Source organism: Pseudomonas sp. HN8-3, assembly GCF_020790195.1.
In the GTDB taxonomy this organism is placed as follows: domain Bacteria; phylum Pseudomonadota; class Gammaproteobacteria; order Pseudomonadales; family Pseudomonadaceae; genus Aquipseudomonas; species Aquipseudomonas synxantha_A.
In genome coordinates, this window is the sequence record NZ_CP086206.1 from 908,113 (window position 1) to 931,144 (window position 23,032).

Below are 23,032 nucleotides of genomic sequence, written 5' to 3' on the forward strand. Positions count from 1 at the left end.
TTAGAAGTGGAAGCTGGTGGTCAACAGGGCGGTACGACCGGCCGCCTGGTTGGCGAAGTGCGCCGAGTAGGCCTTGTCGTAGTAGGTCTTGTCGGTCAGGTTCTGCACGTTCAATTGCAGGTCGACGTTCTTGGTCAGCTTGTAGCTGGCCATGGCGTCGTAGCGAGTGTAGGAGGGTACGTACACGGTGTTGCCTGCATCGCCGTAAACCTCATCGACGTAGAACGCGCCGCCGCCGACTGTCAGCTTGGGGGTGAGGTCGTAGGTGGTCCACAGGCTGAAGGAGTTCTTCGGCGTGTTGGGCATCTGGTTGCCTTTGTTGGAGCCGGCACTCACTACACCGTTACGCCCGTTCAGGCCGGATTTGACCAGCTCGCTGTCCAGGTAGCTGTAGCCCGCAAACAACTGCCATTTATCTGTGATCTTGCCGCTGGCGGACAACTCGATGCCGTCGACCTGAGATTCACCGGCGTTCTGGTAGGTGAGAGCGTCCACCAGGATGCGGGTGTTTTTCTTCTCGGTGCGGAAGATAGCTGCGGTCAGAGACAGGCGATCGTGGAACAGGTCCCACTTGGTGCCCAGTTCATAGTTGACGGTTTCTTCGGGCTGCAAGTCGCTGGTGGCGGCACCGGCTGACAGTGGGTTGCCGTCGGAGCCTTCGCCGATCAGGCCACCGGCAGGCGTGGCCGAGGTCGCGTAGGAAGCGTAGATGCTGCCGTTCTCCAGCGGCTTCCACACCAGGCCGGCCTGCCAGTTGAAGAACTGGCTGTCGTCCTTGATCTTGGAGCGTCCGGCCACGGCGTTGCTGTTGGCCTCGGTATCGAAGGTGTCGTAACGCAGGCCCACGTTCAGCAGCCATTTCGGATCCAGCTCGATGGTGTCGAACACATAGGCGGCGCGGCTGGTGGCCTTGGTGTTGGTGCCCATGTAGTTGCGCGCAACGCTGCCGTTCCAGGCGTCGTCCGGGTTCGGGTTGCTCAGTGAGGTGCACTGGCCGCCCAGGCTGCCCTTGGCCGGGTTGCACACCGGGTTGGCGTTGGGGCTGACGGTATAGCCGCTGACACGGGTCTCTTCCCCGGTGAACTCCAGGCCGGTGGAGTAGCTGTGCTTGAAGCCCAGCGCCTGGAAGCTGCCAAACAGGTCGGTCTGGTTGGTGGTTGTGGTGGTCGTGGAAACACGGCTATTGGCACGACGCCATACGGTGCCGAACTTGTTGACGTTGAGTTTGCTGTCGTCCGGTTGTGTCAGCACATAGTCCTGGCCGGTGCTGCCATGGCGCAGGGTATTTTTCAGCGTCATGTTGTCGTTCAGGTCGTGCTCGATGGAGAACGTGCTGATGTCGGCACGGGTCTTGCGGAAGTCGCGGCTTTTCAAACCGTAGAAATTGTTGCTGTCGCCGCCGTCGTTGGGTTTGTCGTGCGCGTGGGCGGTGGCGGTCAAGGAGCCATAACCATACGGAATCCCCGAATCCGGCAGGTCATCGCTTTCCATATGGTAATAGCTGAGGTTGACGCGGGTCGGCGTGCCCAGGCCGAACGTCAGCGACGGGGCTACACCCCAGCGGTCGTAGTTCACCGCATCGCGGCCTGCCACGTTTTGTTCGTGGCTCATCAGGTTCAGGCGGAAGGCGGCGCTGTCGTCGAGGAACTGGCGGTTCACGTCGAGCACGTAGCGGCGGGTCTGGTCGGAGCCGTAGGTAAAGCCGCCGTTGGTGAAGTCACGTGCTTGTGGGGTTTTGCTCACCAGGTTGAGGCTACCACCGGCCGAACCACGGCCGCCGAACGAGGAGTTCGGGCCCTTGCTGACTTCGATGGACTCGATATCGAAGATCTCGCGGCTCTGGCCGCCGGTGTCGCGCACGCCGTCCAGGTAAGTGTCGCCTTGGGCATCAAAACCACGAATGAACGGGCGATCGCCTTGGGGGTTGCCGCCTTCACCGGCGCCGAAGGTAATGCCCGGTACGGTGCGCAAGGCGTCCTGCAACGACGTGGCGGCAGTGTCCTTGAGTACTTGTTGCGGCACCACGGTGACCGAACGCGGTGTGTCCACCAGCGGCGCGGTGTATTTCTGCGACGAGGCTTTTTCCACCTGATAGGAGGTGTTGTCCTGGTCCTGGCCGGTAATGTTGGTGGCGCCGAGGGAGATAGGGTTGCGCTCGCCTTTTTGCTCGGTGTTTTCTGCTGCCTGCGCCAGGTGGGCGGCAGAGCTGGCGCTGAGGGCAACGCCGATGGCCGAGGCCAGCATACGTGGTGAACTGGCGGTTGTTATTAGCGTAGTGCGCGACATGACGTGTCCCTTCCCCAAGGATGTGAGGCCGCGGAATATAGGGCCAACAAGACTTTGTATCAATTGAGAGATATTGCTATTCGCATCGAATTTACATTCTTTACACTTTTTCGTTACGGATTTTGCGTTCTCGTTCGTCCCGGGTTTTACAGGGCGGATAAGAATCAATACCATTGGCGCCTCTCTGATCGCAGGTATTGCCTCATGTTGCTGCACATTCCCGGCCTGTTCTCTCGCGAGGAGGTGCTGCGCATTCGCCAAGCCCTGGAAGAGGCCGAATGGGCCGATGGCAAAATCACTGCCGGGCATCAGTCCGCCAAAGCCAAGCACAACCTGCAATTGCCCGAAGGCCACCCATTGGCCAAGGAAATCGGCGCAGCCATGCTGGAGCGGTTGTGGAGCAACCCGCTGTTCATGTCGGCGGCGCTGCCGCACAAGGTCTTCCCGCCGCTGATCAACTGCTATACCGCAGGTGGCAGTTTTGACTTCCATATCGACAATGCGGTGCGCCAGCCCAAAGGCAGCCACGAGCGCGTGCGCACCGACCTGTCGTCCACGCTGTTCTTCAGCGATCCCGACGAGTACGACGGCGGCGAACTGGAGATCCAGGACACCTTCGGCCTGCAACGGGTCAAGCTCCCCGCCGGCGATCTGGTGCTGTACCCCGGCTCCAGCCTGCATAAAGTCAACGCCGTGACCCGTGGTGCTCGCTATGCCTCGTTCTTCTGGACCCAAAGCCTGGTGCGCGAAGACAGCCAGCGCACCTTGCTGTTCGAAATGGACGGCGCCATCCAGCAACTGAGCCGCGACTTGCCCGAGCACCCGGCGCTGATCCAGCTCACCGGCACCTATCACAACCTCCTGCGCCGCTGGGTCGAGGTCTGAGATGGGCTTTTTATTGCGTCGCCAGGAAGTGCTCAACGTCGAGCAATTGCAGTCCATGCTTGATGATTCCCCGGTGCGCGCCGCCCAGGCGATTCTGATCGCAGCCAAGGAAGGCGTGGTCGATGCCCAGGCGTTGCTCGGGCAGATCCTGCTGGAAGGGCGCGGTATTGCACGCGATGAAGCGCTGGCGCTGCGCTGGTTCCAGATTGCGGCGCAGGGCGGGCACGTGATGGCGCGCAATATGGCCGGGCGTTGCCTGGAGCATGGTTGGGGTTGCGCCGTCGATGAAGCGGCAGCTGCGCGGCAATACCGGCTGGCAGCAGAGACCGGCCTGGATTGGGGCCAGTACAACTACGCCAACCTGCTGGCGACCGGCCGTGGCGTTGTGCAAGACCAGGCCCAGGCGCTGACGCTTTATCGCCAGGCGGCAGAGCAGGGCCACGCCAAGTCGATGAATCTGTTGGGGCGTTATCTGGAAGATGGGCAGTATTGCCCCAAGGATCTTGAGGCAGCCGTTGAATGGTACCGGCGCTCCGCCGAAGCCGGGGATTTTCGGGGGCAGTTCAGTTATGCGGCGGTGCTGGCGCACAGAGGCCAAATCGACGCTGCGCTGGAGTGGCTGCGCAAGGCGTTGGCGCATGGGAATCTCAAATTCCTGCGAACGGCGCACAAGGCGCTGGCGCTGGCCAATGAGCCGCAGATTCGCGCCATGGCCAATGCCTATCAACAGCGTGCCGCGACCTTTTCCTGAAGCCAAAAAAAACCCATGACTTGTCATGGGTTTTTTATATGCGGCGTTCTTACACGTAGAACGATTTCAACGGTGGGAACCCATTGAACTCAATCGCGCTGTAGCTGGTGGTGTACGCACCGGTCGACAGCCAGTACAAACGATCACCAATCGCCAGGTTCAGCGGTAGGCCGTACTTGTAGTTCTCGTACATGATGTCGGCGCTGTCGCAGGTTGGGCCGGCAATGACCACTTCTTCCATCTCGCCCTTCTTCTCGGTCCAGATCGGAAACTTGATGGCTTCGTCCATGGTTTCGATCAGGCCGGAGAACTTGCCCACATCCGTGTACACCCAACGCTCGACGGCGGTACGCGACTTACGGGCCACCAGCACCACTTCGCTCACCAGGATACCGGCGTTGGCGATCAGCGAACGGCCTGGCTCCAGGATGATTTCCGGCAGGTCGTCGCCGAAGTCTTCCTTGAGGAAGCGGATGATTTCTTCGGCGTAGGTTTCCAGGCTGTTGGTGCGAGTGATGTAGTTGGCCGGGAAGCCGCCGCCCATGTTGATCAGCTTCAGTTCGATGCCGTCTTCTTCTTTCAAACGCTCGAAGATCACCTTGACCTTGGCGATGGCCGCGTCCCACACGCTGATGTCGCGCTGTTGCGAGCCAACGTGGAACGAGATGCCGTAAGGCACCAGGCCCAGGTCGCGGGCGAGGATCAGCAGGTCCATGGCCATGTCGGTCTGGCAGCCGAATTTGCGCGACAAAGGCCAGTCGGCCGTGGTCGAGCCTTCGGTGAGGATGCGCACATACACTTTCGAGCCCGGCGCGGCCTTGGCGATGTTGCGCAGGTCGGCTTCGGAGTCGGTGGAGAACAGGCGCACGCCCTTCTCGTAGAAGTAGCGGATGTCCTTGGATTTCTTGATGGTGTTGCCGTAGCTGATACGGTCGGCGCTGACGCCGCGGTCCATGACCTTGTCCAGCTCGTAGATCGAGGCGATGTCGAAGCTCGAACCCTTGTCTTTCAACAGGTCGATGATCTCCACGGCCGGGTTGGCCTTGACGGCGTAATACACTTTGGCGAATTCGAAACCGGCGCGCAGGTCATCGTAGGCCTGGCTGATCATCGCGGTATCGATCACCACGAACGGGGTTTCTTGCTTGTCGGCGAACGCCTTCATTTTGTCAAAGGTGGCGCGCGCGAAATAATCTTCGACGTTGATCGACATGCTGGGGAACTCCTAAGGGCAAACTGTATTGATCAATGGGTGCAAATGAACGTCCTCCGTATCCCCACTTTGGTTCGCCTACTTCCCAAGGCATGTCGCCGAAAGCAAAAAGGCCACGGGATAAGCTTCCCTTGGCCTTGCTGTCTCGTCGTCAGTACTTGAGCCGGATGGATCGTTTCCAGCATGGACGTTCGGCGCGAACTTTAGGGCTTGATGGGCGTGGGATCAACTAAAAATGTCGCGTTTTTGCACGCGTTCGTCGCGGGACCCAGTCCAGCTACTTATGTAACCGACCGGTGTGACGGATTGATGTTCCCCGCTGAGTGGGAATTGAGGACATTTCCCTGACTCACCGAGGGGCAAATGTGGGAGGGGGCTTGCTCCCGATAGCGGTGTGTCAGTCACTTCTCAGTCACTGATTCACCGCTATCGGGAGCAAGCCCCCTCCCACATTTTTATCCCTGTTGTATCAGGTCAGGCCAGGGCGGTCTCGGCCGGCGAGACAATACTGGTCTTGCCCCCACGGGACTTGCCAGAGCTCAGGTACTCGGCAATCGACTCCTGAGTCACTTCACCCAGGAACACCCGCTCGGCATCCATCACCGGCAACCACGAGCGGTTGAACTCGTACATGCGCGACAGCAGGATGCGCAAGTGTTCGTCATAGGCTGCCGTGGCGTTGAACTCGCGCAGGTACTGGCCGCAGGTACCGGTCTGACGGTGCAAATCGCGACGGCGTACATAACCCAGTGCCTTGTTCTCGGCACAGGTGACCACCACGTAGCGGCGGTCGTGCTCGTCCATCAGCTCCAGCGCATCGGCCACCGGGGTTTCCGGGCTGACCGACGGGGCGTTGTCCGCCGCGTCTTCGGCCTTCACCAATAGCAGGCGCTTGAGCGTGCTGTCCTGGCCCACGAAGTTGCTCACGAACTCATCGGCCGGGTGTGCCAGCAGCGTGTCCGGGTGGTCGATCTGCAGCAGCTTGCCGGCACGGAAGATGGCGATCTTGTCACCCAGCTTGATGGCTTCGTCGATGTCGTGGCTGACCATGATCACGGTCTTGTTCAGCGCGCGCTGCATCTCGAAGAACTCGTTCTGGATCATCTCGCGGTTGATCGGGTCGACCGCGCCGAACGGCTCATCCATCAGCAACAGCGGCGCATCAGCCGCCAGCGCACGGATCACGCCGATACGCTGTTGCTGGCCACCGGACAGCTCACGTGGGTAGCGATGCAGGTACTGCTTGGGTTCCAGCTTGATCATGCTCATCAGTTCGCGGGCGCGGTCGTGGCATTTTTGCTTGTCCCAACCGAGCAGCTTGGGCACGACCACGATGTTTTCCTCGATGGTCATGTTGGGAAACAGGCCGATCTGCTGGATTACATAGCCGATGTTGCGACGCAGGGTCACTTCGTCCAGGTCAGTGGTGTCTTCACCGTTGATCAGGATCTTGCCCGAGGAGGGCTTGATCAGGCGGTTGATCATCTTCAGCGTGGTGCTCTTGCCGCAGCCCGAGGGCCCCAGGAATACGCAAATTTCGCCTTCGTTGACGGTCAGGCTTACATCGTTGACGGCGGTGACAGTCTTGCCGTTGCTTTGAAAAGTCTTGGACAGGTTTTGAAGTTCGATCATTTGAGCAATCCTTTTGGAGTCAGCGAGCGTTGCAGCCATTGCAGAAGCAGGTCGGCGAAGATGGCCAGGAGACTGACCAGCACGGCGCCGACAATCAGCATCGACATATCGCTGCGGCTGATGGAAGCCAGAATAAGTACACCCAGGCCACCGGCACCGATGGTGGCGGCGATGGTCATCACACCGATATTCATCACGACGGCGGTGCGCACGCCAGCGAGGATCACCGGCACGGCAATCGGCAGTTCGACCATGCGCAGGCGCTGGCCGAAGGTCATGCCGATGCCTTTGGCGGCCTCGCGAATGCCTGGCTCAACGCCGGTGAGGGCCAGGTAGGTGTTACGCATGATTGGCAGCAGGGAGTACAGGAACACGGCGGTGATCGCCGGCATCGGCCCCAGGCCCTGGCCGAACTTGGAGTAGAACGGCAACAGCAGCCCGAACAGCGCAATGGATGGCACGGTCAGCAACACCGTGGCGCTGGCTTGCAAGGGACCTGCGAGGGTTGGGAAGCGCGTCATCAGAATACCCAGGGGCACGCCGATAAAGATCGCGAGGATCACGGCGATGCCGACCAGGGTGATGTGCTGCCAGGTCAGGTGCAGGACTTGGGCCCAATCAAGATGGGAAAAGGCGTTCAAAAATTCCATGTCTTCTCCTTCTTAGTTGATCGGATGTTGGCGCAGGAAATCGGCGGCGACAGCGGACGGGCTTTCGTGGTCGACGTCGACCCGCGCATTCAGCTCGCGCATGGTTGCGTCGTCGAACAGCTCGGCCAAGGGCTTGAGCTCTGCGGCCAATTGAGGATGCTGGTCGAGATATTCCTGACGGATCACCGGAGCTGCGGTGTAGTCCGGGAAGTAATGCTTGTCGTCGGCCAGCAGCTTCAATTTGAACGCGTTCAGGCGGCCATCGGTGGTGTAGACCAGACCGGCAAACACCTGGCCATTACGCAGGGCGGTGTAGACCAGGCCAGCGTCCATCTGCCGGGTGTTTTTGCGCGTGAGGTTCATGTCATACAACTTGACCATGCCGCCCATGCCGTCGGAACGGTTGGCGAACTCGGTGTCGAGGGCCACCAGGCGGTTTTCCTTGGTGTCCTCGGCCAGGGCTTTGGTCAGGTCGCTGATGCTGTTGATCTGCGGAAATTCCTTGGCCACGTTTTCCGGCAGTGCCAGCGCGTAGGTGTTGCTGAATTTCGACGGCGAGAGCCAGACCAAGCCTTTTTTCGCGTCGAGTTCTTTCACCCGGGCGTAGGACTGTTCGCTGTCGAGCTTCTCGTCGATGTGGTTATAGGCCACCAGCGATACGCCGGTGTATTCCCAGATCAGATCCAGTTGCCCGCTTTCCTGGGCACTGCGTGCCAGGTTGCTGCCCAGGCCACCCGTCACACGGGCGTCGTAACCCTTGGTGCGCAGGTACTGGGAGGTGATTTCGGCGAGCAGGGTCTGCTCGGTGAACACCCGGGCGCCAATGCGAATCACCGGTTTTTCAGCGGCTTGCGCAATACCTGCAAACAGCAGGACGCAGCCTAATATCAAGCTTAGTTTTTTCATGTCGATTCCTTTCCTGGCGTTAAGACGGGCGCAACCCGCGTTCCAGCCAGAGGCGGCTGGCCATGGTCACCAGGCCGTCAAGCAGCAATGCCAGCAGCGCGGTGCATGCAGCGCCGAGCAGCAGTTGCGGCTGGTTGTTCAGGGCAATGCCGGGGAAGATCAGGCTGCCCAGGCTGTTGGCACCAATCAGGAACGCCAGTGGCGCGGTGCCGACGTTGATCGCCAGGGCCACACGTACACCGCCGATGATGATCGGCACTGCGTTGGGCAGTTCCACGCGAAACAGCACCTGACGCGGCGTCATGCCGATGCCGGTGGCGGCTTCCTTGAGGGAACCCTGGACGTTTTTCAAGCCTTCGTAGGTGTTACGCACGATGGGCAGGAGGGAAGCGAGAAACAGCGCGAAGATGGCCGGGCCGCTGCCGATGCCGAGGACGCCGAGGGCGATGGCCAGTACAGCCAGGGGAGGGACGGTGTTGCCGATGTTGAAGATCTGCATGAAACGTTCTGCACGCCCGACCATGTTGGGTCGGCTGAGCAGGATACCAGCGGGGATGCCCACAATCAGGGCTGCCAGCATGGAGACTAGGACAAGAATCAGGTGAGCTTGCAGGTAAAACAACAAATCGTCGCGGTACAGTTCGATCGTGTTGATGCCGATCCAGTGGACCAGCAGGGCCAGGAGCGCGACGACAACCGCGCCTCCTATCAGCCCTTTGCCATAGCGAATAGCCACAGGCGGACTCCTTTTTTTCTTTTGTCGGCGAACACATTCTCCGGCGGCAATGCCATTCCTGGCTGTCGGCGAATAGGTTCGCGAAAAGCAGCTCGCCGATACTGGCAATGCAGTATGCGATCAAGCCATGAGCGCAGCCTCGTCAGGCTAACTTGCTGATATTTCAGCCCCTGTTCCGAGTGCGGTAGCAGGGGAGTGGACGTCTCGACCTTTTAAAAGGTTCCACACTTGGGCGCATTTAGCCACCCCCAATGGGCTCAACGGTGGTCCGTACCCCCTCGTTTGCGCTATACTCGCCGCCCTTTTTTGACTCACCTGCCAGGCGATTTCCCATGACCCACCAGGCCGCCGAAGTCGCGAAACGCCGCACTTTCGCCATTATTTCCCACCCCGATGCCGGTAAAACCACCATCACCGAAAAGCTGTTGCTGATGGGCAAGGCGATCGCGGTAGCCGGCACGGTGAAATCGCGCAAATCCGACCGCCATGCCACATCCGACTGGATGGAGATGGAAAAACAACGGGGTATTTCCATTACCACGTCGGTCATGCAATTCCCGTATCGCGACCACATGGTCAACCTGCTCGACACCCCGGGCCACGAAGACTTCTCCGAAGATACCTACCGCACCCTGACGGCGGTGGACTCGGCATTGATGGTCCTCGACGGCGGTAAGGGCGTTGAGCCACGTACCATTGCGCTGATGGACGTTTGCCGCCTGCGTGACACGCCGATCGTCAGCTTCATCAACAAACTCGACCGTGATATCCGCGACCCGATCGAGTTGCTGGATGAAATCGAAGCCGTCCTGAAGATCAAGGCCGCGCCGATCACCTGGCCGATTGGTTGCTACCGCGACTTCAAGGGCGTGTACCACCTGGCCGACGACTACATCATTGTCTACACCGCCGGCCATGGTCACGAACGTACCGAAACCAAGATCATTGAAAAGCTCGACTCGGACGAAGCCCGCGCCCATCTGGGTGACGAGTACGACCGTTTCGTCGACCAGCTGGAACTGGTGCAGGGCGCCTGCCACGAATTCAACCAGCAGGAATTCCTCGACGGCCAGTTGACCCCGGTGTTCTTCGGTACCGCCTTGGGCAACTTCGGCGTCGACCACGTGCTCGACGCGGTAGTGGACTGGGCCCCGCGCCCGCTGGCGCGTGTCGCCAACGAGCGCACCGTGGAACCGGTTGAAGAGAAATTCACCGGCTTCGTGTTCAAGATCCAGGCGAACATGGACCCGAAACACCGTGACCGTATTGCCTTCATGCGCATCTGCTCCGGCAAATACGAAAAAGGCATGAAGATGCGCCACGTGCGTACCGGTAAGGACGTGCGCATCGGCGACGCCCTGACGTTCTTCTCCTCCGAGCGTGAACAGCTCGAAGAAGCCTACGCCGGCGACATCATCGGCCTGCACAACCACGGCACCATCCAGATCGGTGACACCTTCACCGAAGGCGAAGCGCTGGGCTTTACCGGTATCCCGCACTTCGCCCCGGAACTGTTCCGCCGCGTGCGCCTGCGCGACCCGCTCAAGTCCAAGCAACTGCGCCAAGGCTTGCAGCAATTGGCCGAAGAAGGTGCCACCCAAGTGTTCTTCCCCGAGCGCAGCAACGACATCATCCTCGGCGCCGTGGGTGTGCTGCAGTTCGACGTGGTCGCCAGTCGCTTGAAAGAGGAATACAAAGTGGAGTGCTCCTACGAGCCGATCACCGTGTATTCGGCGCGCTGGATCGAGTGCAGCGATAAGAAGAAGCTGGAAGAGTTCTCCAACAAGGCGGTGGAAAACCTCGCGGTCGACGGCGGTGGTCACCTGACCTACCTGGCGCCGACCCGGGTCAACCTGGCGTTGATGGAAGAGCGCTGGCCGGATGTGAAATTCCGCGCGACCCGCGAACACCACTAAGGTCTGAGCGTTTCAGAGAATGTGGGAGGGGGCTTGCCCCCGATAGCGGTGTGTCAGCCAGTGTATTGGGCTCTGACACTCCGCAATCGGGAGCAAGCCCCTCCCACATTTTGATCTCCAAAAGGCTGGAGATTGGCGGTAATCCGGCATCGCGACTAGCGTAAACGCTGGTGGCAGTTAATGACTGCCGTGCGGGTCTTATTTACTGACTGGACGGAATCAACCATGAGTATTTTTCAACGCGTAGTGCTGTTGATGAAGGTGCTGGTGCTGTTGTCGTTGGGGATGTCGACGGCCTGGGCGCATAACCCGGTGCAGAGCGTAGGGGTGGTGACGAGTGGCCAGGCATCGGACTTGCAGTTGGCCAAGTCCGAAGCCGAACCAGGCGATCAAGGCCAGGGCGGCAGCGAGGGTGATGATGACTCGACTACCGACGAGCCTGACAGCGACGACGCAGATGAAGGCGACAGCCAGACGTAGGCTTGCTGAAAAGAACGCGCCTCCCGTCAGGCTATAGCTGGCGGAAGGCGCTTTTCAGACCTCCGGCGGTGACTTAGAACGAGGTGGTCACCGACGCGAAATAAGCCCGGCCCGGCTCGTTATAGGTCTGTGCACCGGCATCCTCGGCATTGCCTTTGCGCGACAGGCGCTTGTCCAGCAGGTTGTTGATACCGACACGCACGCTCAAGTTTTTGCTGAACTCATAACCACTGCTCAGTCCCATCAGCCCATACGGGTCGACATCCTGCTGGGCGCTGCGGTCATAGCTGTTGGCACTGCGTGAGTTGAGTGTCGGCGCTTCCTGCTTGCCGTAGTAGGTGCCGCTGACCTGGAAGGACAGCTTGTCGGTGGCTTGCCAGTCCAGCGTGGTGTTGACGGTGTACTTGGGGATGATGCTCAACGGCTCGCCGGTGTCTTTGTCCTTGGAGTCGATCATGTAGGTCAGGTTGGTGTTCCAGTCCAGATCGCTGCGCAGGCTTACGAACAGGTTGCCTTCAACCCCCTGGACCAACGCGGGCCCGCTGTTTTCCCACTCCAGTACGCGGCGACCATTGCCCAGGCGGAAAGCCGCCTCGTTACTGGCATTGATCTTGTTCTTGTAGTCATTACGGAAGTACGTCGCGCTGGTACGCCAGGTACCCTTGTCGAAGGCCAGGCCGATTTCCTTGTTGACGCTGATTTCCGGCTTCAGGTCGCGATTACCCACCAGGTAACAACCGCCCATATTGGCTTCGCTGGCGTTGCAGCCATTGCCACGGCTGTACAGCAAGTAGTTCGGGTTGGACTGGTACAGGTTGGGGGTCTTGTAGGCACGGGCGATACCGCCCTTGAGGCTCAGTTCATCGGTCAACTGGTGCGAGGCGTTGAAGCTGGGGCTCCAGTTGCCGCCGAATTCTTCATGGTCGTCGTAGCGCAGGCCAGGGGTGATGATGGTCTTGCTGCCCAGTTCGATGTTGTCCTCGGCAAACAAGGCATAGCTCGATGCGGTGGTCTTGGTGCTGTTGCGGCTGACGCCGGGGATGGCGGGGACGCCGCCGGTGCCCGGGTCATAAGTTTGCGGGCGCAACGAGCCTGGATCGTTCATCGACTCGTAGAGGTATTCGCTGCCCAGGGTCAGGACCTGTTCGGCACCGAAGCTCAGGGGCAGGTTGACCTCGGCGGTGGCCCGGGTGTTACGCAGGCGTGATTCGAAACGCCCGGCGCTGGCCGAAGGCGCGCCCTCGCCGGATCCGGCCAGGCCTTCGTTGAGACGCTCATTGCGGGTCAGGTCGTGGGTCAGCGAGGCCAGGGTCGAGCCCCAGTCAAATTCACCACGGTGGGTTGCAGAGAAGCTGCTGCGTTGAATCACACTGGTTTCCTTGCCCACCAGGCTTTCAACGAATGCGCCACCTCCGTTGAGCATGGTATCGCCGGCAAAAATATTACCCTGGCGGCTGTAGCTGGCTTCCAGGTCGAGTGTTTGCTCGGGGGTGAATTGCCAGCTCAGCAAGCCATTGACGTCTTTATTGCGCACGCCCTCGCGGCCAGCGACCAAAGAATCAGGCGTCGCTTGAGCTGCGCGGTTGATGTCGGCGTCATCCGCGTCGGTCTTGTTCAGGCCGCCATAGACGCGGAATGCCAGAGTGTCGGTCAACGGGCCGCTGAGGTTGAAGTTGGTGCGCTTGCTCGCGCCTTCGGCATCGTTTTCGGGGAAGGCGGTGTAGGCGGTCAGCGAACCGTGCAATTGATCGGTCGGGCGTTTGGTGATGATGTTGATCACCCCGCCCATGGCCCCGGAGCCATAACGAGCGGCGGCCGGGCCGCGCAGGATTTCGATGCGCTCGACTTCTTCGGCCGGCACCCAGTTGGTTTCGCCACGGGTATCACGGTCACCGCTCCAGCCATAACGCACGGCGTTGCGTGAGGTGGAGGGTTTGCCATCGATCAGGATCAGGGTGTTTTCCGGGCCCATTCCGCGTAGGTCGATCTGACGGTTATTGCCACGGCTGCCGCTGGAACTGTTGCCGGTCAGGTTGACGCCTGGCTCGCGGCGGATGATCTCCGACAGGTCGTTGCTGGGCGGGCGTTTCTTGATGTCTTCGGCGGTGATGATCGACACGCCGGGCGCTTGCTTGAGTTCTTCAGCAGCGGTGCCCAGCACGCGCGTCTCGCCCAACACCAAGGCTTGGGGCGTGCCATCTACAGGCAGGTCTGTCGCTTCGATCGGCACTTTATCGCGCTCTTTTTCCACACTCTCCGCCAGCAGCGCGGGAGACGAGAGGGTAGCGATAAACGCCAGCGATAGATGGCTGAGCCTGAATTGAGACGACATGTCCACAAAGTCCTTTACGAGGGGCGATTGAACGAGAGGCGTCTGAATTTTTCGCGTAGCCAACCGTGGCTTGGCAGCCAGTATCCAGCGCCCTCTTTGCGCCTTGATGGTATTGATTCTCAAACAAAAGTAAATTGCATTTACAATCTATACACTTTCCAGAGGGCTCTGGCGCAATGTTTTCAAGGCCGGAGGCATTGAAAGGCGCAGGTCCATCTGTATTTTCTTTGCTACAAATGCGCAAAAAAAAGCCCCTCCGGCCAGACTGATGCGCAATCTGGCGGGAAGGGCGATGGAACTCATTGAAGCTGCAGTTCCTACAAGGGAGGCGTCAGGCCACGAATTGCTCCGCGTAGTGGCAAGCCACCTGCCGGTTATCCAATGGTCGCAACAGCGGCTCCTCGCTGCTGCAGCGCTCGGTCGCATACGGGCAGCGCTTGTGGAACGCGCAGCCAGGTGGCGGGTTCAGCGGGTTGGGCAGTTCGCCGACGATTTTGATCTTCGGCTTGTTCGGATCCGGGTGAATGGTCGGTGTGGCCGACAGCAGCGCCTGCGTGTACGGGTGCAGCGGGCGGGCGTAGATGTCTTCCTTGGGGCCTACTTCCACCGGGCGGCCGAGGTACATCACCATCACGTCGTCGGCGACGTGTTGCACCACTGCCAGGTTGTGGGAGATGAACACGTAGGCGGTGTTGAATTCCTGCTGCAAATCCATGAACAGGTTGAGCACCTGGGCCTGGATCGACACGTCCAGCGCCGAGGTCGGTTCGTCCGCCACCAACACTTTGGGTTGCAGCATCATCGCCCTGGCCAGTGCGATACGTTGGCGCTGACCACCGGAGAACATGTGCGGGTAGCGCTGATAATGCTCAGGGCGCAGGCCCACTTGCTTCATCATCGCCTGGACTTTTTCGCGGCGCTCGGCGGCGGACAGGTTGGTGTTGATCAGCAACGGCTCCGCCAGTTGATCACCGACTTTCTGGCGTGGGTTCAACGACGCATACGGGCTTTGGAAAACCATCTGCACGTCTTTACGCAATTGCTTGCGCTGGGCCTTGTCGGCACCGGCCACTTCCTGGCCGGCAATTTTCAAGGAGCCCGAAGACGGCTCTTCAATCAGCGTGAGGGCACGGGCCAGGGTGGATTTGCCGCAACCCGACTCGCCCACAACCGCGAGGGTCTTGCCGGCTTCCAGCTCAAAGGACACGCCATTGAGAGCACGCACGGTGGCGTGGCCCTTGAACAGGCCACGGGACACTTCATAGTGACGGGTGAGGTCGCGGGCGGTAAGTACGACGGCCATTACGCCACCTCCTGGTTCAGCGGGTAGAAGCAGCGGGCGAGGCTGTTGCTTTTCGGATCAAGGCTTGGACGCTGGGCGCGGCAGGAGTCCTGGACATACGGGCAGCGCGGTGACAGCAAGCAGCCCTGCGGACGGTCATAGCGGCCGGGAACGATGCCCGGCAGCGTGGCCAGGCGCGTGGCGCCGAGGCTGTGCTCCGGGATCGCCTTGAGCAGCGCTTCGCTGTACGGGTGCGCCGGAATGTCGAACAGTTGCGGCACCTGGCCGACTTCCACCGCTTGGCCTGCGTACATCACGCATACGCGCTGGGCGGTTTCAGCCACTACCGCGAGGTCGTGAGTGATCAGCACCAGGCCCATGTTCTGCTCTTTTTGCAGGGCCAGCAGCAGTTCCATGATCTGCGCCTGGATGGTCACGTCCAACGCAGTGGTCGGTTCATCGGCGATCAGCAGTTTCGGTTCGCCGGCAATCGCCATGGCGATCGCAACACGTTGGCTCATACCGCCGGACAATTGGTGCGGGTAGGCATCCATACGGCTGGCAGCGCCTGGGATCTCGACTTTTTCCAGCAGTTCGATAGCCCGCTTGCGCGCTTGTTTGCCGGACATTTTCAAATGCAAGCGCAGCACTTCTTCGATCTGGAAACCCACGGTGTAGCTGGGGTTCAGCGCGGTCATCGGGTCCTGGAACACCATCGCCAGGTCTTTGCCGACGATCTGGCGGCGCTGGCGGTTGCTCAGCTTGAGCATGTCCTTGCCGTCGAAGTTCAGGGCGTCGGCGGTGACGATGCCGGGGTGCTCGATCAGGCCCATCAGCGCCATCATGGTCACGGATTTACCCGAACCCGACTCGCCAACAATCGCCAGTACTTCGCCTTTGTCGACGGAGATGTCGAGGCCATCGACCACCGGCACGGCAGTCTTGTCGCCGAAGCGGACGTTGAGATTCTTGATTTCTAACAGTGACATGGGAATCTCCTCAGGCGGCGTTCTTGAGTTTCGGGTCCAGCGCATCGCGCAGGCCGTCACCCATCAAGTTGATTGCCAGCACGCTGAGCAAAATGGTCAAACCAGGCAGGCTCACGACCCACCAGGCGCGTTCGATGTAGTCACGGGCCGAAGCCAGCATGGTGCCCCACTCAGGGGTTGGCGGTTGTACGCCAAGGCCGAGGAAGCCCAGGGCCGCGGCATCGAGAATCGCCGAGGAAAAGCTCAAGGTCGCCTGTACGATCAGCGGCGCCATGCAGTTAGGCAGCACGGTGATGAACATCAGGCGTGGCAGGCCGGCGCCGGCAAGGCGGGCGGCGGTCACGTAGTCGCGGTTCAGTTCGCCCATTACCGCGGCGCGGGTCAGGCGCACGTAGGACGGCAGCGACACGATAGCGATGGCGATCACGGTGTTGATCAGGCCAGGGCCGAGGATGGCGACAATCGCCACGGCCAGCAGCAGCGACGGCAGGGCCAGCATGATGTCCATCAGACGCATGATGGTCGGGCCGAGCAAACGCGGGAAAAAACCGGCGAACAGGCCCAGCAGGATGCCCGGGATCAGCGACATCACCACCGACGACAAGCCGATCAGCAACGACAGGCGCGAACCCTGGATCAGGCGCGAGAGCAAGTCACGCCCCAGTTCGTCGGTGCCGAGCAGGAACTGCATCTGCCCACCTTCCAGCCAGGCGGGCGGGGTCAGCAGGAAGTCACGGTATTGCTCGCTGGGGTTATGCGGGGCAACCCAGGGGGCGAAGATCGCGCAGAACACGATTAGCAACATGAACAGCAGGCCGGCAACCGCGCCTTTGTTCTTGGAGAAGGCTTGCCAGAATTCTTTGTACGGGGACGGGTACAGCAGGCTCTGATCGACTGCTGACACTGGAGTAGAGGTAGTCATGGTCATGATCTCAGCGCTGGTGACGGATGCGTGGGTTGGCGAAGCCGTAGAGGATATCCACCACGAAGTTCACCAGGATCACCAGGCAGGCGATCAGCAGAATGCCGTTTTGCACCACCGGGTAGTCCCGCGCGCCAATGGCTTCGATCAGCCATTTGCCGATGCCGGGCCACGAGAAGATGGTTTCGGTCAGTACCGCACCGGCCAGCAGCGTGCCGACTTGCAGGCCGACCACGGTCAGTACCGGGATCAGCGCGTTGCGCAGGCCGTGCACGAATACCACGCGCGCCGGCGACAGGCCCTTGGCCTTGGCGGTGCGGATGTAGTCCTCGCGCAGTACTTCAAGCATCGATGAGCGGGTCATCCGTGCGATCACCGCCAGCGGGATGGTGCCCAGCACGATAGCCGGCAGGATCAGGTGGTGCAGGGCGTCCCAGAACGCGTCCGGCTCGTCGGCCAGCAGGGTGTCGATCAACATGAAACCGGTGCGCGGCTCGATGTCGTAGAGCAGGTCGATACGCCCGGAAACCGGGGTCCAGCCCAGGCTCACCGAGAAGAACATGATCAGGATCAGGCCCCACCAGAAGATCGGCATCGAATAGCCCGCCAGGGAGATGCCCATCACCCCATGGTCGAACAGGGATCCTCGTTTGAGTGCCGCGATCACCCCGGCCAACAGGCCCAGGATACCGGCGAACAACAGGGCGGCCATGGACAGTTCCAGGGTCGCCGGGAAAAGGGCGGTGAACTCGGTCCACACGCTGGTGCGGGTGCGCAGCGATTCGCCAAGGTCGCCCTGGGCGAGCTTGCCGACGTAATCCAGGTATTGCGCATACAGCGGCTTGTTAAGGCCAAGGCGCTCCATTGCCTGGGCGTGCATTTCGGGGTCAACCCGCCGCTCGCCCATCATGACTTCTACGGGGTCGCCTGGAATCATGCGAATCAACGCAAAGGTCAGCAACGTGATGCCGAAGAACGTGGGGATCAATAACCCCAATCGGCGGGCAATAAAACTAAACATCTTGGTGTGTACCTCAATCAGCCGGTTAGGCAGGTTCGGCACCGTCAATGTCGACGGTGCCGAGCGTTTTTCTTATTTACTTCACCTGGGTGGTGGCGAAGTTATTAGTAGTCAGAGGGCTTTGGGTATAACCCTCGACGTTCTTGCGCATGGCGGTAAACATTTTCGGGTAGGCCATGGGGATCCATGGTTGGTCCTTCTCGAAAACGGCCAAAGCTTGTTCATAGAGTGCAGCGCGTTCGGCGGGTTCAGCGTCGGCGCGGGCCTTGTCGATCAAGTCTTGAAACTCTTTGTTACACCAGCGGGCGTAGTTTTCGCCGTTTTTCGCTGCATCGCAACTCAGGTTTGGGGTGAGGAAGTTATCCGGGTCGCCGTTATCCCCGGCCCAACCGGCGGAAACCATGTCGTGCTCGCCAGCTTTGGCGCGCTTGAGCATTTCGCCCCATTCCATGACCTTGATATTGACCTTCAAGCCGATCTGGGCCAGATCCGCCTGCATGCGCTGGGCGCCGAGCATCGGGTTAGGGTTGGTCGGGCCGCCGCCGTTGCGGGTGAACAGGGTGAACTCGGTGCCTTCCGGCACGCCGGCTTCCTTGAGCAGGGCGCGGGCCTTGTCCAGGTCGCGGGGCGGGTTCTTGATCTTGTCATTAAAGCCCAGCAAGGTTGGCGGATAGGGGCCGGTGCCGACCACCGCGTTGCCTTTGCCGTACAGGGCGTCGGTGTAGCCGGCCTTGTCGAACGCGATATTGATCGCGTGACGTACTCGCGCATCGCTCATGTATTTGTGGGTGGTGTTCATGGCTGTGTAGCTGGTGGTCATGGCTGCCAGCTCATCGACTTTCAGGTTCGGGTCAGCCTTGACGCTCGGCACGTCATCGGGCTTGGGGTACAGCGCGATCTGGCACTCGTTGGCCTTGAGCTTCTGCAGGCGCACGTTGTTGTCGACGGTGATCGCCAGGATCAGTGGGTCGGCCGGCGGCTTGCCGCGGAAGTAGTCCGGGTTGGCCTTGAAACGTACTTGGGCATCTTTCTGGTAACGCGTGAAGATGAACGGCCCGGTGCCGATCGGCTTGGCGTTCAGGTCATCGGTCTTGCCAGATTTGAGCAACTGGTCGGCGTATTCAGCGGAGTGGATCGAGGAAAACGCCATAGCCAGGTCGGCCAGGAATGGAGCTTCAGGACGAGTCAGGGTAAAGACGACGGTGTGATCGTCGGTCTTCTCTACGCTCTTGAGCAGTTCCTTGAAGCCCATGCTTTCGAAGTACGGGTAGCCCACGTTGGACTTTTTATGCCAAGGGTGATTCGGGTCCAGCTGGCGCTGGAAGCTCCAAAGCACATCGTCGGCGTTCAGGTTGCGCGTGGGTTTGAAATAGTCGGTGGTGTGGAACTTGATGTCGTCACGCAGGTGGAAGGTGTAGGTCAGGCCATCGGCGCTGATTTCCGGCAGGTCTTTAGCCAGGGCGGGAACCACTTCGGTGGTGCCGGGCTTGAAATCCACCAGACGGTTGAACATGGTTTCAGCGGCGGCATCGGCGGTCACGGCGGTGGTGTACAGGACCGGGTCGAAACCTTCCGGGCTGGCTTCGGTGCACACCACCAGCGGTTTGGCCGAAACGCCGATCGCCACGCTCAACAGCGCGGCAGCCATGGCGGCTTGTAGCGGGAGCATTTTCATTCAGAGCCCTCTGCAATCGATGGAACCAGAAAAGCGTAGACGGCGAACTCGTCCTGAGTCCGCCGCCTGCCTGGCGCTAATTAAAGGATGTTGAATGGGATGGTGGTGACCAGACGGAACTCTTTGATGCTGCCGTCGGATTGGAACTCGCTGCCACGGTGTTCAACGTAGGTGGCACGAATTGCGGTGGCCTTGAGCGGGCCGCTCTGGACCGCGTAGGAAGCGCCGATACCGTATTCCTGGTGCTTCTCGCCGTCCTGGGACTGGATGCCGTCGTAACCTTTGCCGACTACACCGCGGTTACCGGTGTAGTGGGTGCCGTCGATGCCCCAGCCGCGAGCGGAGTAGGCGTTGAACTTAAGGCCTGGCACGCCGTATTCGGCCATATTGATGGCGTAGGCGATCTGGAACGATTTCTCGTTCGGGCCGTTGAAGTCGGACGTCAGGGAGTTGGCCAGGTAGATACCGTTGGTTTCGTGCAGGTAGTCGAAGTACTCGTTACCGTTCACGGCCTGGTAGGCGAAGGTCAGGCTGTGGGCCTGGTGAGTCAGGCCAAAAGACAGGGAGTAGGTATCGTTGTCGATATCCCCCATCAGCTTTTTGCCTTCATCGACGGTCTTGTAGTAGTTGAAACCGGTGGTCAGCGCCAGTTGCTGGCTGTCACCCAGTTCATGGGTAGCGCCGAAGTAGTACTGGTTCCAGAAATCCTTGACGTTGGCGCCGAAGAAGCTGGTCTTCAGGCTCTTGAATGGCTGGTAGTTGGCGCCCAGGGTATAGACCTTGTCGGTTTCAACCTTTGCGCTGTTGGTGTATTCGGAGCGGAATTTCGACAGGCTCTGTTCGCTACGTGGCGAAACGCGGTCAAACACGCCGCCCTGGAACGACAGGTTGCTGAACTCTTCGCTGTTGAAGCTCACACCCTGGAAGCTTGAAGGCAGGGCACGGTTGCCGATGGTGTCGACGATGCCGCTGCTGAAGTTCTGGCGACCGGCGGTCAAGGTGGTGTTGGACACGCGGAACTGCACGTTGGCCAGGCCCAGTTTGCTCCACTGGTCTACGGCGTCACCGTTGGAGTCCGCCAGGGTACGGTTGGAGCCGCCCTTGATATCACGCTTGCTGCGGTCCAGTACCAGAGCGTTGTAAACCGCTACTTCGGTCTTGACGCCGACGGTGCCCTGGGTGAAACCCGAGCTGGCTTTGAGGATGGTGCCCTGTACCCAGTTGGTACGGTTACGGTCGGTCAGGGTCTGGCCATGCTTCTGGTACGCGAAGGTGCCCCCACGGTATTTGCTTTCATGGGAGTACCAGTTACGTGTGGTGCCGCCAAGGCTGAAGTCTTCAACGAAGCCTTTAGCCTCGCTTTGGGCGCTGGTGCCGGCCAACGTGGTAGGAACGAAGTCCTGGCTTTGCGTTTCAGCGTAGGCGGTTGCCGTGATGCTGCTGATGGCGAGGGCCAGAAGCGCTTTGCTGCTCAGTTTCATGGGTGAAGCTCCTTTGGTTCTCTTTTTTAATGCCGGTCTTTTTAGGTGAACCGGCTATTGGGTGTGGAACTCGTTCAAGCCTGTGCAAACGTTTGGCGTAGGAATTTTCCCAACAAAAGCCTGCGCGTTTGCCGGGAAGCGAACTTCGCTCCCCGCAATCCGGTTATTTTCTTATGGGGTAATGCTGACGCCCGAGAACACGTTGCGGCCGAAGGGGCTCACCTTGAAACCTTCGACTTTGGCGCTTAACGGCTGGTTGACCGTCGAGTGGGCGACTGGCGTGATCGGCACCTGCTGCTTGAGCAGTTGCTGCGCCTGTTTGTATAGAACAGTCCTTTGTTCGCGGTCGGTCACGACCTTGGCTTGCTTGATCAGCTTGTCGTACGCCGGGTCACACCACATGGAGTAGTTGTTCCCGCCGATGGCGTCGCAGCTGTAGAGGGTGCCCAACCAGTTGTCCGGATCACCGTTGTCGCCGGTCCAGCCAATCAGGCTGACATCATGCTCACCGTTCTTGGTGCGCTTGATGTACTCGCCCCATTCGTAGCTGACGATTTTGACTTTCAGGCCGATCTTGGCCCAATCGTTCTGCAGCATCTCGGCCATCAGCTTGGCGTTGGGGTTGTACGGACGTTGTACCGGCATCGCCCACAGGGTGATCTCGGTGCCTTCCTTGACGCCGGCGGCCTTGAGCAGCTCCTTGGCTTTTTCCGGGTTGTAGGCGGCGTCCTTGATGCTGTCGTCGTAGGACCACTGTGTCGGCGGCATGGCGTTGACCGCCAGTTGCCCTGCGCCCTGGTACACAGCGTTGAGGATGCTCTGCTTGTTCACCGCCATGTCCAGCGCCTGGCGCACTTCAAGCTGGTCGAACGGCTTGTGGCGCACGTTGTAGGCGATGTAGCCGAGGTTGAAGCCAGGCTTGGTCAGCAGTTGCAGGTTCGGGTCGGCCTTCAGCGCGTCTACATCGGCGGGGCGCGGATGCAGGGTGACCTGGCATTCGCCGGCCTTGAGCTTCTGCACCCGTACCGAGGCGTCGGTGTTGATGGCGAAGATCAGTTGGTCCAGCTTGACGCGGCTCGGGTCCCAGTACTGTTTGTTGCCCACGTAACGTATCTGCGAGTCTTTCTGGTAACGCTGGAACACAAATGGGCCAGTGCCGATCGGCTTCTGGTTGATGTCGCTGGGCTTGCCTTGCTTGAGCAACTGCTCGGCGTATTCGGCGGACAGGATTGCAGCGAAACTCATGGCGATGTTCTGTACGAACGCGGCATCGACCGTGTTCAAGGTCATCACCACCGTGTGCGGGTCGGTTTTTTCGACCTTGGCGATATTCTTGTTCAGGCTCATCCCGTTGAAGTACGGAAACTCGGTAGGGTAGGCCTTGCGGAATGGATGCTCGGGGTCAAGCATGCGGTTGAAGGTGAACAGCACGTCGTCGGCGTTGAAGTCGCGCGTCGGCTTGAATTCCTTGTTGCTGTGGAACTTCACCCCCTCACGCAGGTGGAAGGTGTAGGTCAGGCCATCTGGCGAAATATCCCATTTGGTCGCCAGCCCAGGTACTACGTCGGTCGCGCCTTTTTCGAATTCAACCAGGCGATTGTACAAAGGCTCTGCCGCATCGTTGTCGGTGGCCGTGGTGTATTGCGCAGTGTCAAACCCTGCCGGGCTGCCTTCGGAGCAGAACACCAGGCTCTTCTTTTCGGCGGCCTGGCCCATCGTGGCCACGGCCAGCAGGCTGGTGGCAAACATCGCGGATAGAACAGTGGTATGGCGCATGACGATCCCGATCCTTGTTTGTAGTTATCAACAGCAACCCTCCCGCTGGCCATGGCCAGGAAGACATCACTGATCCCACGCACAGCAAGTGCCATTTCC

At 60.0% G+C, this 23,032-nt stretch carries 18 protein-coding genes; 4 read left to right on the forward strand and 14 right to left on the reverse strand.

The window, feature by feature from the left end; all coding sequences use genetic code 11:
• On the reverse strand, positions 1-2,286 hold the full coding sequence (locus LJX92_RS04015; protein ID WP_228309338.1) for a TonB-dependent receptor: 2,286 nt from the start codon (positions 2,284-2,286) through the stop codon (positions 1-3).
• A 204-nt stretch (positions 2,287-2,490) separates the two neighbouring features.
• Between LJX92_RS04015 and LJX92_RS04020 the strand changes: the two genes are divergently transcribed.
• Positions 2,491-3,171: a Fe2+-dependent dioxygenase gene (locus LJX92_RS04020; protein ID WP_228309339.1), complete on the forward strand. Its 681-nt coding sequence runs from the start codon at positions 2,491-2,493 to the stop codon at positions 3,169-3,171.
• A gap of 1 nt (position 3,172) precedes the next feature.
• Positions 3,173-3,922 (forward strand): tetratricopeptide repeat protein, encoded by a 750-nt coding sequence (locus tag LJX92_RS04025; RefSeq protein ID WP_032877819.1) that lies wholly within the window; start codon positions 3,173-3,175, stop codon positions 3,920-3,922.
• 49 nt (positions 3,923-3,971) lie between these two features.
• Here LJX92_RS04025 and LJX92_RS04030 read toward each other — a convergent pair whose 3' ends face one another.
• The 5 genes from LJX92_RS04030 to LJX92_RS04050 all read right to left on the reverse strand — a co-directional run bounded on the left by LJX92_RS04030 (position 3,972) and on the right by LJX92_RS04050 (position 9,059).
• On the reverse strand, positions 3,972-5,135 hold the full coding sequence (locus tag LJX92_RS04030; protein WP_005784717.1) for a type III PLP-dependent enzyme: 1,164 nt from the start codon (positions 5,133-5,135) through the stop codon (positions 3,972-3,974).
• 474 nt (positions 5,136-5,609) lie between these two features.
• Complete coding sequence (locus LJX92_RS04035) at positions 5,610-6,767, reverse strand: betaine/proline/choline family ABC transporter ATP-binding protein (protein WP_005784718.1); 1,158 nt, start codon at positions 6,765-6,767, stop codon at positions 5,610-5,612.
• Positions 6,764-7,417 (reverse strand): ABC transporter permease, encoded by a 654-nt coding sequence (locus LJX92_RS04040; RefSeq protein WP_005784720.1) that lies wholly within the window; start codon positions 7,415-7,417, stop codon positions 6,764-6,766. Before LJX92_RS04040 ends, LJX92_RS04035 begins: the two co-directional genes overlap by 4 nt.
• Before the next feature lie 12 nt (positions 7,418-7,429).
• On the reverse strand, positions 7,430-8,323 hold the full coding sequence (locus LJX92_RS04045) for a glycine betaine ABC transporter substrate-binding protein (RefSeq protein ID WP_032877818.1): 894 nt from the start codon (positions 8,321-8,323) through the stop codon (positions 7,430-7,432).
• Positions 8,324-8,342: 19 nt separating this feature from the next.
• Complete coding sequence (locus LJX92_RS04050) at positions 8,343-9,059, reverse strand: ABC transporter permease (protein WP_004372306.1); 717 nt, start codon at positions 9,057-9,059, stop codon at positions 8,343-8,345.
• Positions 9,060-9,391: 332 nt separating this feature from the next.
• Between LJX92_RS04050 and LJX92_RS04055 the strand changes: the two genes are divergently transcribed.
• Both LJX92_RS04055 and LJX92_RS04060 read left to right on the forward strand, forming a co-directional pair.
• The gene (locus LJX92_RS04055; RefSeq protein WP_005784726.1) at positions 9,392-10,975 is read left to right on the forward strand and encodes a peptide chain release factor 3; all 1,584 of its coding nucleotides are present in this window, start codon (positions 9,392-9,394) and stop codon (positions 10,973-10,975) included.
• 225 nt (positions 10,976-11,200) lie between these two features.
• Positions 11,201-11,455, forward strand: a complete 255-nt coding sequence (locus LJX92_RS04060; protein ID WP_032877817.1) for a hypothetical protein — start codon at positions 11,201-11,203, stop codon at positions 11,453-11,455.
• Positions 11,456-11,528: 73 nt separating this feature from the next.
• Here the strand turns inward: LJX92_RS04060 and LJX92_RS04065 are convergent, their stop codons facing one another.
• The 8 genes from LJX92_RS04065 to LJX92_RS04100 form a co-directional block, all read right to left on the reverse strand.
• Positions 11,529-13,787 (reverse strand): TonB-dependent siderophore receptor, encoded by a 2,259-nt coding sequence (locus tag LJX92_RS04065; protein WP_228309340.1) that lies wholly within the window; start codon positions 13,785-13,787, stop codon positions 11,529-11,531.
• A 331-nt stretch (positions 13,788-14,118) separates the two neighbouring features.
• Entirely contained in the window at positions 14,119-15,090 is a 972-nt protein-coding gene (locus tag LJX92_RS04070) for a peptide ABC transporter ATP-binding protein (RefSeq protein WP_005784734.1), read from the reverse strand.
• Positions 15,090-16,058 carry an ABC transporter ATP-binding protein gene (locus LJX92_RS04075; RefSeq protein WP_005784736.1) on the reverse strand — a complete coding sequence of 323 codons (969 nt, stop codon included), beginning with the start codon at positions 16,056-16,058 and terminating at the stop codon, positions 15,090-15,092. Before LJX92_RS04075 ends, LJX92_RS04070 begins: the two co-directional genes overlap by 1 nt.
• Before the next feature lie 10 nt (positions 16,059-16,068).
• Positions 16,069-16,980: an ABC transporter permease subunit gene (locus tag LJX92_RS04080; protein WP_005784738.1), complete on the reverse strand. Its 912-nt coding sequence runs from the start codon at positions 16,978-16,980 to the stop codon at positions 16,069-16,071.
• A 10-nt stretch (positions 16,981-16,990) separates the two neighbouring features.
• Positions 16,991-18,001 carry an ABC transporter permease subunit gene (locus tag LJX92_RS04085; protein WP_003171721.1) on the reverse strand — a complete coding sequence of 337 codons (1,011 nt, stop codon included), beginning with the start codon at positions 17,999-18,001 and terminating at the stop codon, positions 16,991-16,993.
• A gap of 76 nt (positions 18,002-18,077) precedes the next feature.
• On the reverse strand, positions 18,078-19,676 hold the full coding sequence (locus LJX92_RS04090) for an ABC transporter substrate-binding protein (protein WP_078820282.1): 1,599 nt from the start codon (positions 19,674-19,676) through the stop codon (positions 18,078-18,080).
• An 80-nt stretch (positions 19,677-19,756) separates the two neighbouring features.
• Positions 19,757-21,157 (reverse strand): OprD family outer membrane porin, encoded by a 1,401-nt coding sequence (locus LJX92_RS04095; RefSeq protein ID WP_032877814.1) that lies wholly within the window; start codon positions 21,155-21,157, stop codon positions 19,757-19,759.
• Between the two features lie 171 nt (positions 21,158-21,328).
• Entirely contained in the window at positions 21,329-22,906 is a 1,578-nt protein-coding gene (locus LJX92_RS04100; protein WP_371920263.1) for an ABC transporter substrate-binding protein, read from the reverse strand.
• Between the last annotated feature and the right edge of the window lie 126 nt (positions 22,907-23,032).

Coding starts and splice junctions, on each gene's coding strand:
- LJX92_RS04020 (WP_228309339.1), top strand. CDS start 2,491: ATGTTGCTGCACATTCCCGGCCTGTTCTCTCGCGAGGAGGTGCTGCGC.
- LJX92_RS04030 (WP_005784717.1), bottom strand. CDS start 5,135: ATGTCGATCAACGTCGAAGATTATTTCGCGCGCGCCACCTTTGACAAA.
- LJX92_RS04095 (WP_032877814.1), bottom strand. CDS start 21,157: ATGAAACTGAGCAGCAAAGCGCTTCTGGCCCTCGCCATCAGCAGCATC.
- LJX92_RS04090 (WP_078820282.1), bottom strand. CDS start 19,676: ATGAAAATGCTCCCGCTACAAGCCGCCATGGCTGCCGCGCTGTTGAGC.
- LJX92_RS04045 (WP_032877818.1), bottom strand. CDS start 8,323: ATGAAAAAACTAAGCTTGATATTAGGCTGCGTCCTGCTGTTTGCAGGT.
- LJX92_RS04025 (WP_032877819.1), top strand. CDS start 3,173: ATGGGCTTTTTATTGCGTCGCCAGGAAGTGCTCAACGTCGAGCAATTG.
- LJX92_RS04070 (WP_005784734.1), bottom strand. CDS start 15,090: ATGGCCGTCGTACTTACCGCCCGCGACCTCACCCGTCACTATGAAGTG.
- LJX92_RS04075 (WP_005784736.1), bottom strand. CDS start 16,058: ATGTCACTGTTAGAAATCAAGAATCTCAACGTCCGCTTCGGCGACAAG.
- LJX92_RS04060 (WP_032877817.1), top strand. CDS start 11,201: ATGAGTATTTTTCAACGCGTAGTGCTGTTGATGAAGGTGCTGGTGCTG.
- LJX92_RS04085 (WP_003171721.1), bottom strand. CDS start 18,001: ATGTTTAGTTTTATTGCCCGCCGATTGGGGTTATTGATCCCCACGTTC.
- LJX92_RS04065 (WP_228309340.1), bottom strand. CDS start 13,787: ATGTCGTCTCAATTCAGGCTCAGCCATCTATCGCTGGCGTTTATCGCT.
- LJX92_RS04040 (WP_005784720.1), bottom strand. CDS start 7,417: ATGGAATTTTTGAACGCCTTTTCCCATCTTGATTGGGCCCAAGTCCTG.
- LJX92_RS04100 (WP_371920263.1), bottom strand. CDS start 22,906: ATGTTTGCCACCAGCCTGCTGGCCGTGGCCACGATGGGCCAGGCCGCC.
- LJX92_RS04035 (WP_005784718.1), bottom strand. CDS start 6,767: ATGATCGAACTTCAAAACCTGTCCAAGACTTTTCAAAGCAACGGCAAG.
- LJX92_RS04080 (WP_005784738.1), bottom strand. CDS start 16,980: ATGACTACCTCTACTCCAGTGTCAGCAGTCGATCAGAGCCTGCTGTAC.
- LJX92_RS04055 (WP_005784726.1), top strand. CDS start 9,392: ATGACCCACCAGGCCGCCGAAGTCGCGAAACGCCGCACTTTCGCCATT.
- LJX92_RS04015 (WP_228309338.1), bottom strand. CDS start 2,286: ATGTCGCGCACTACGCTAATAACAACCGCCAGTTCACCACGTATGCTG.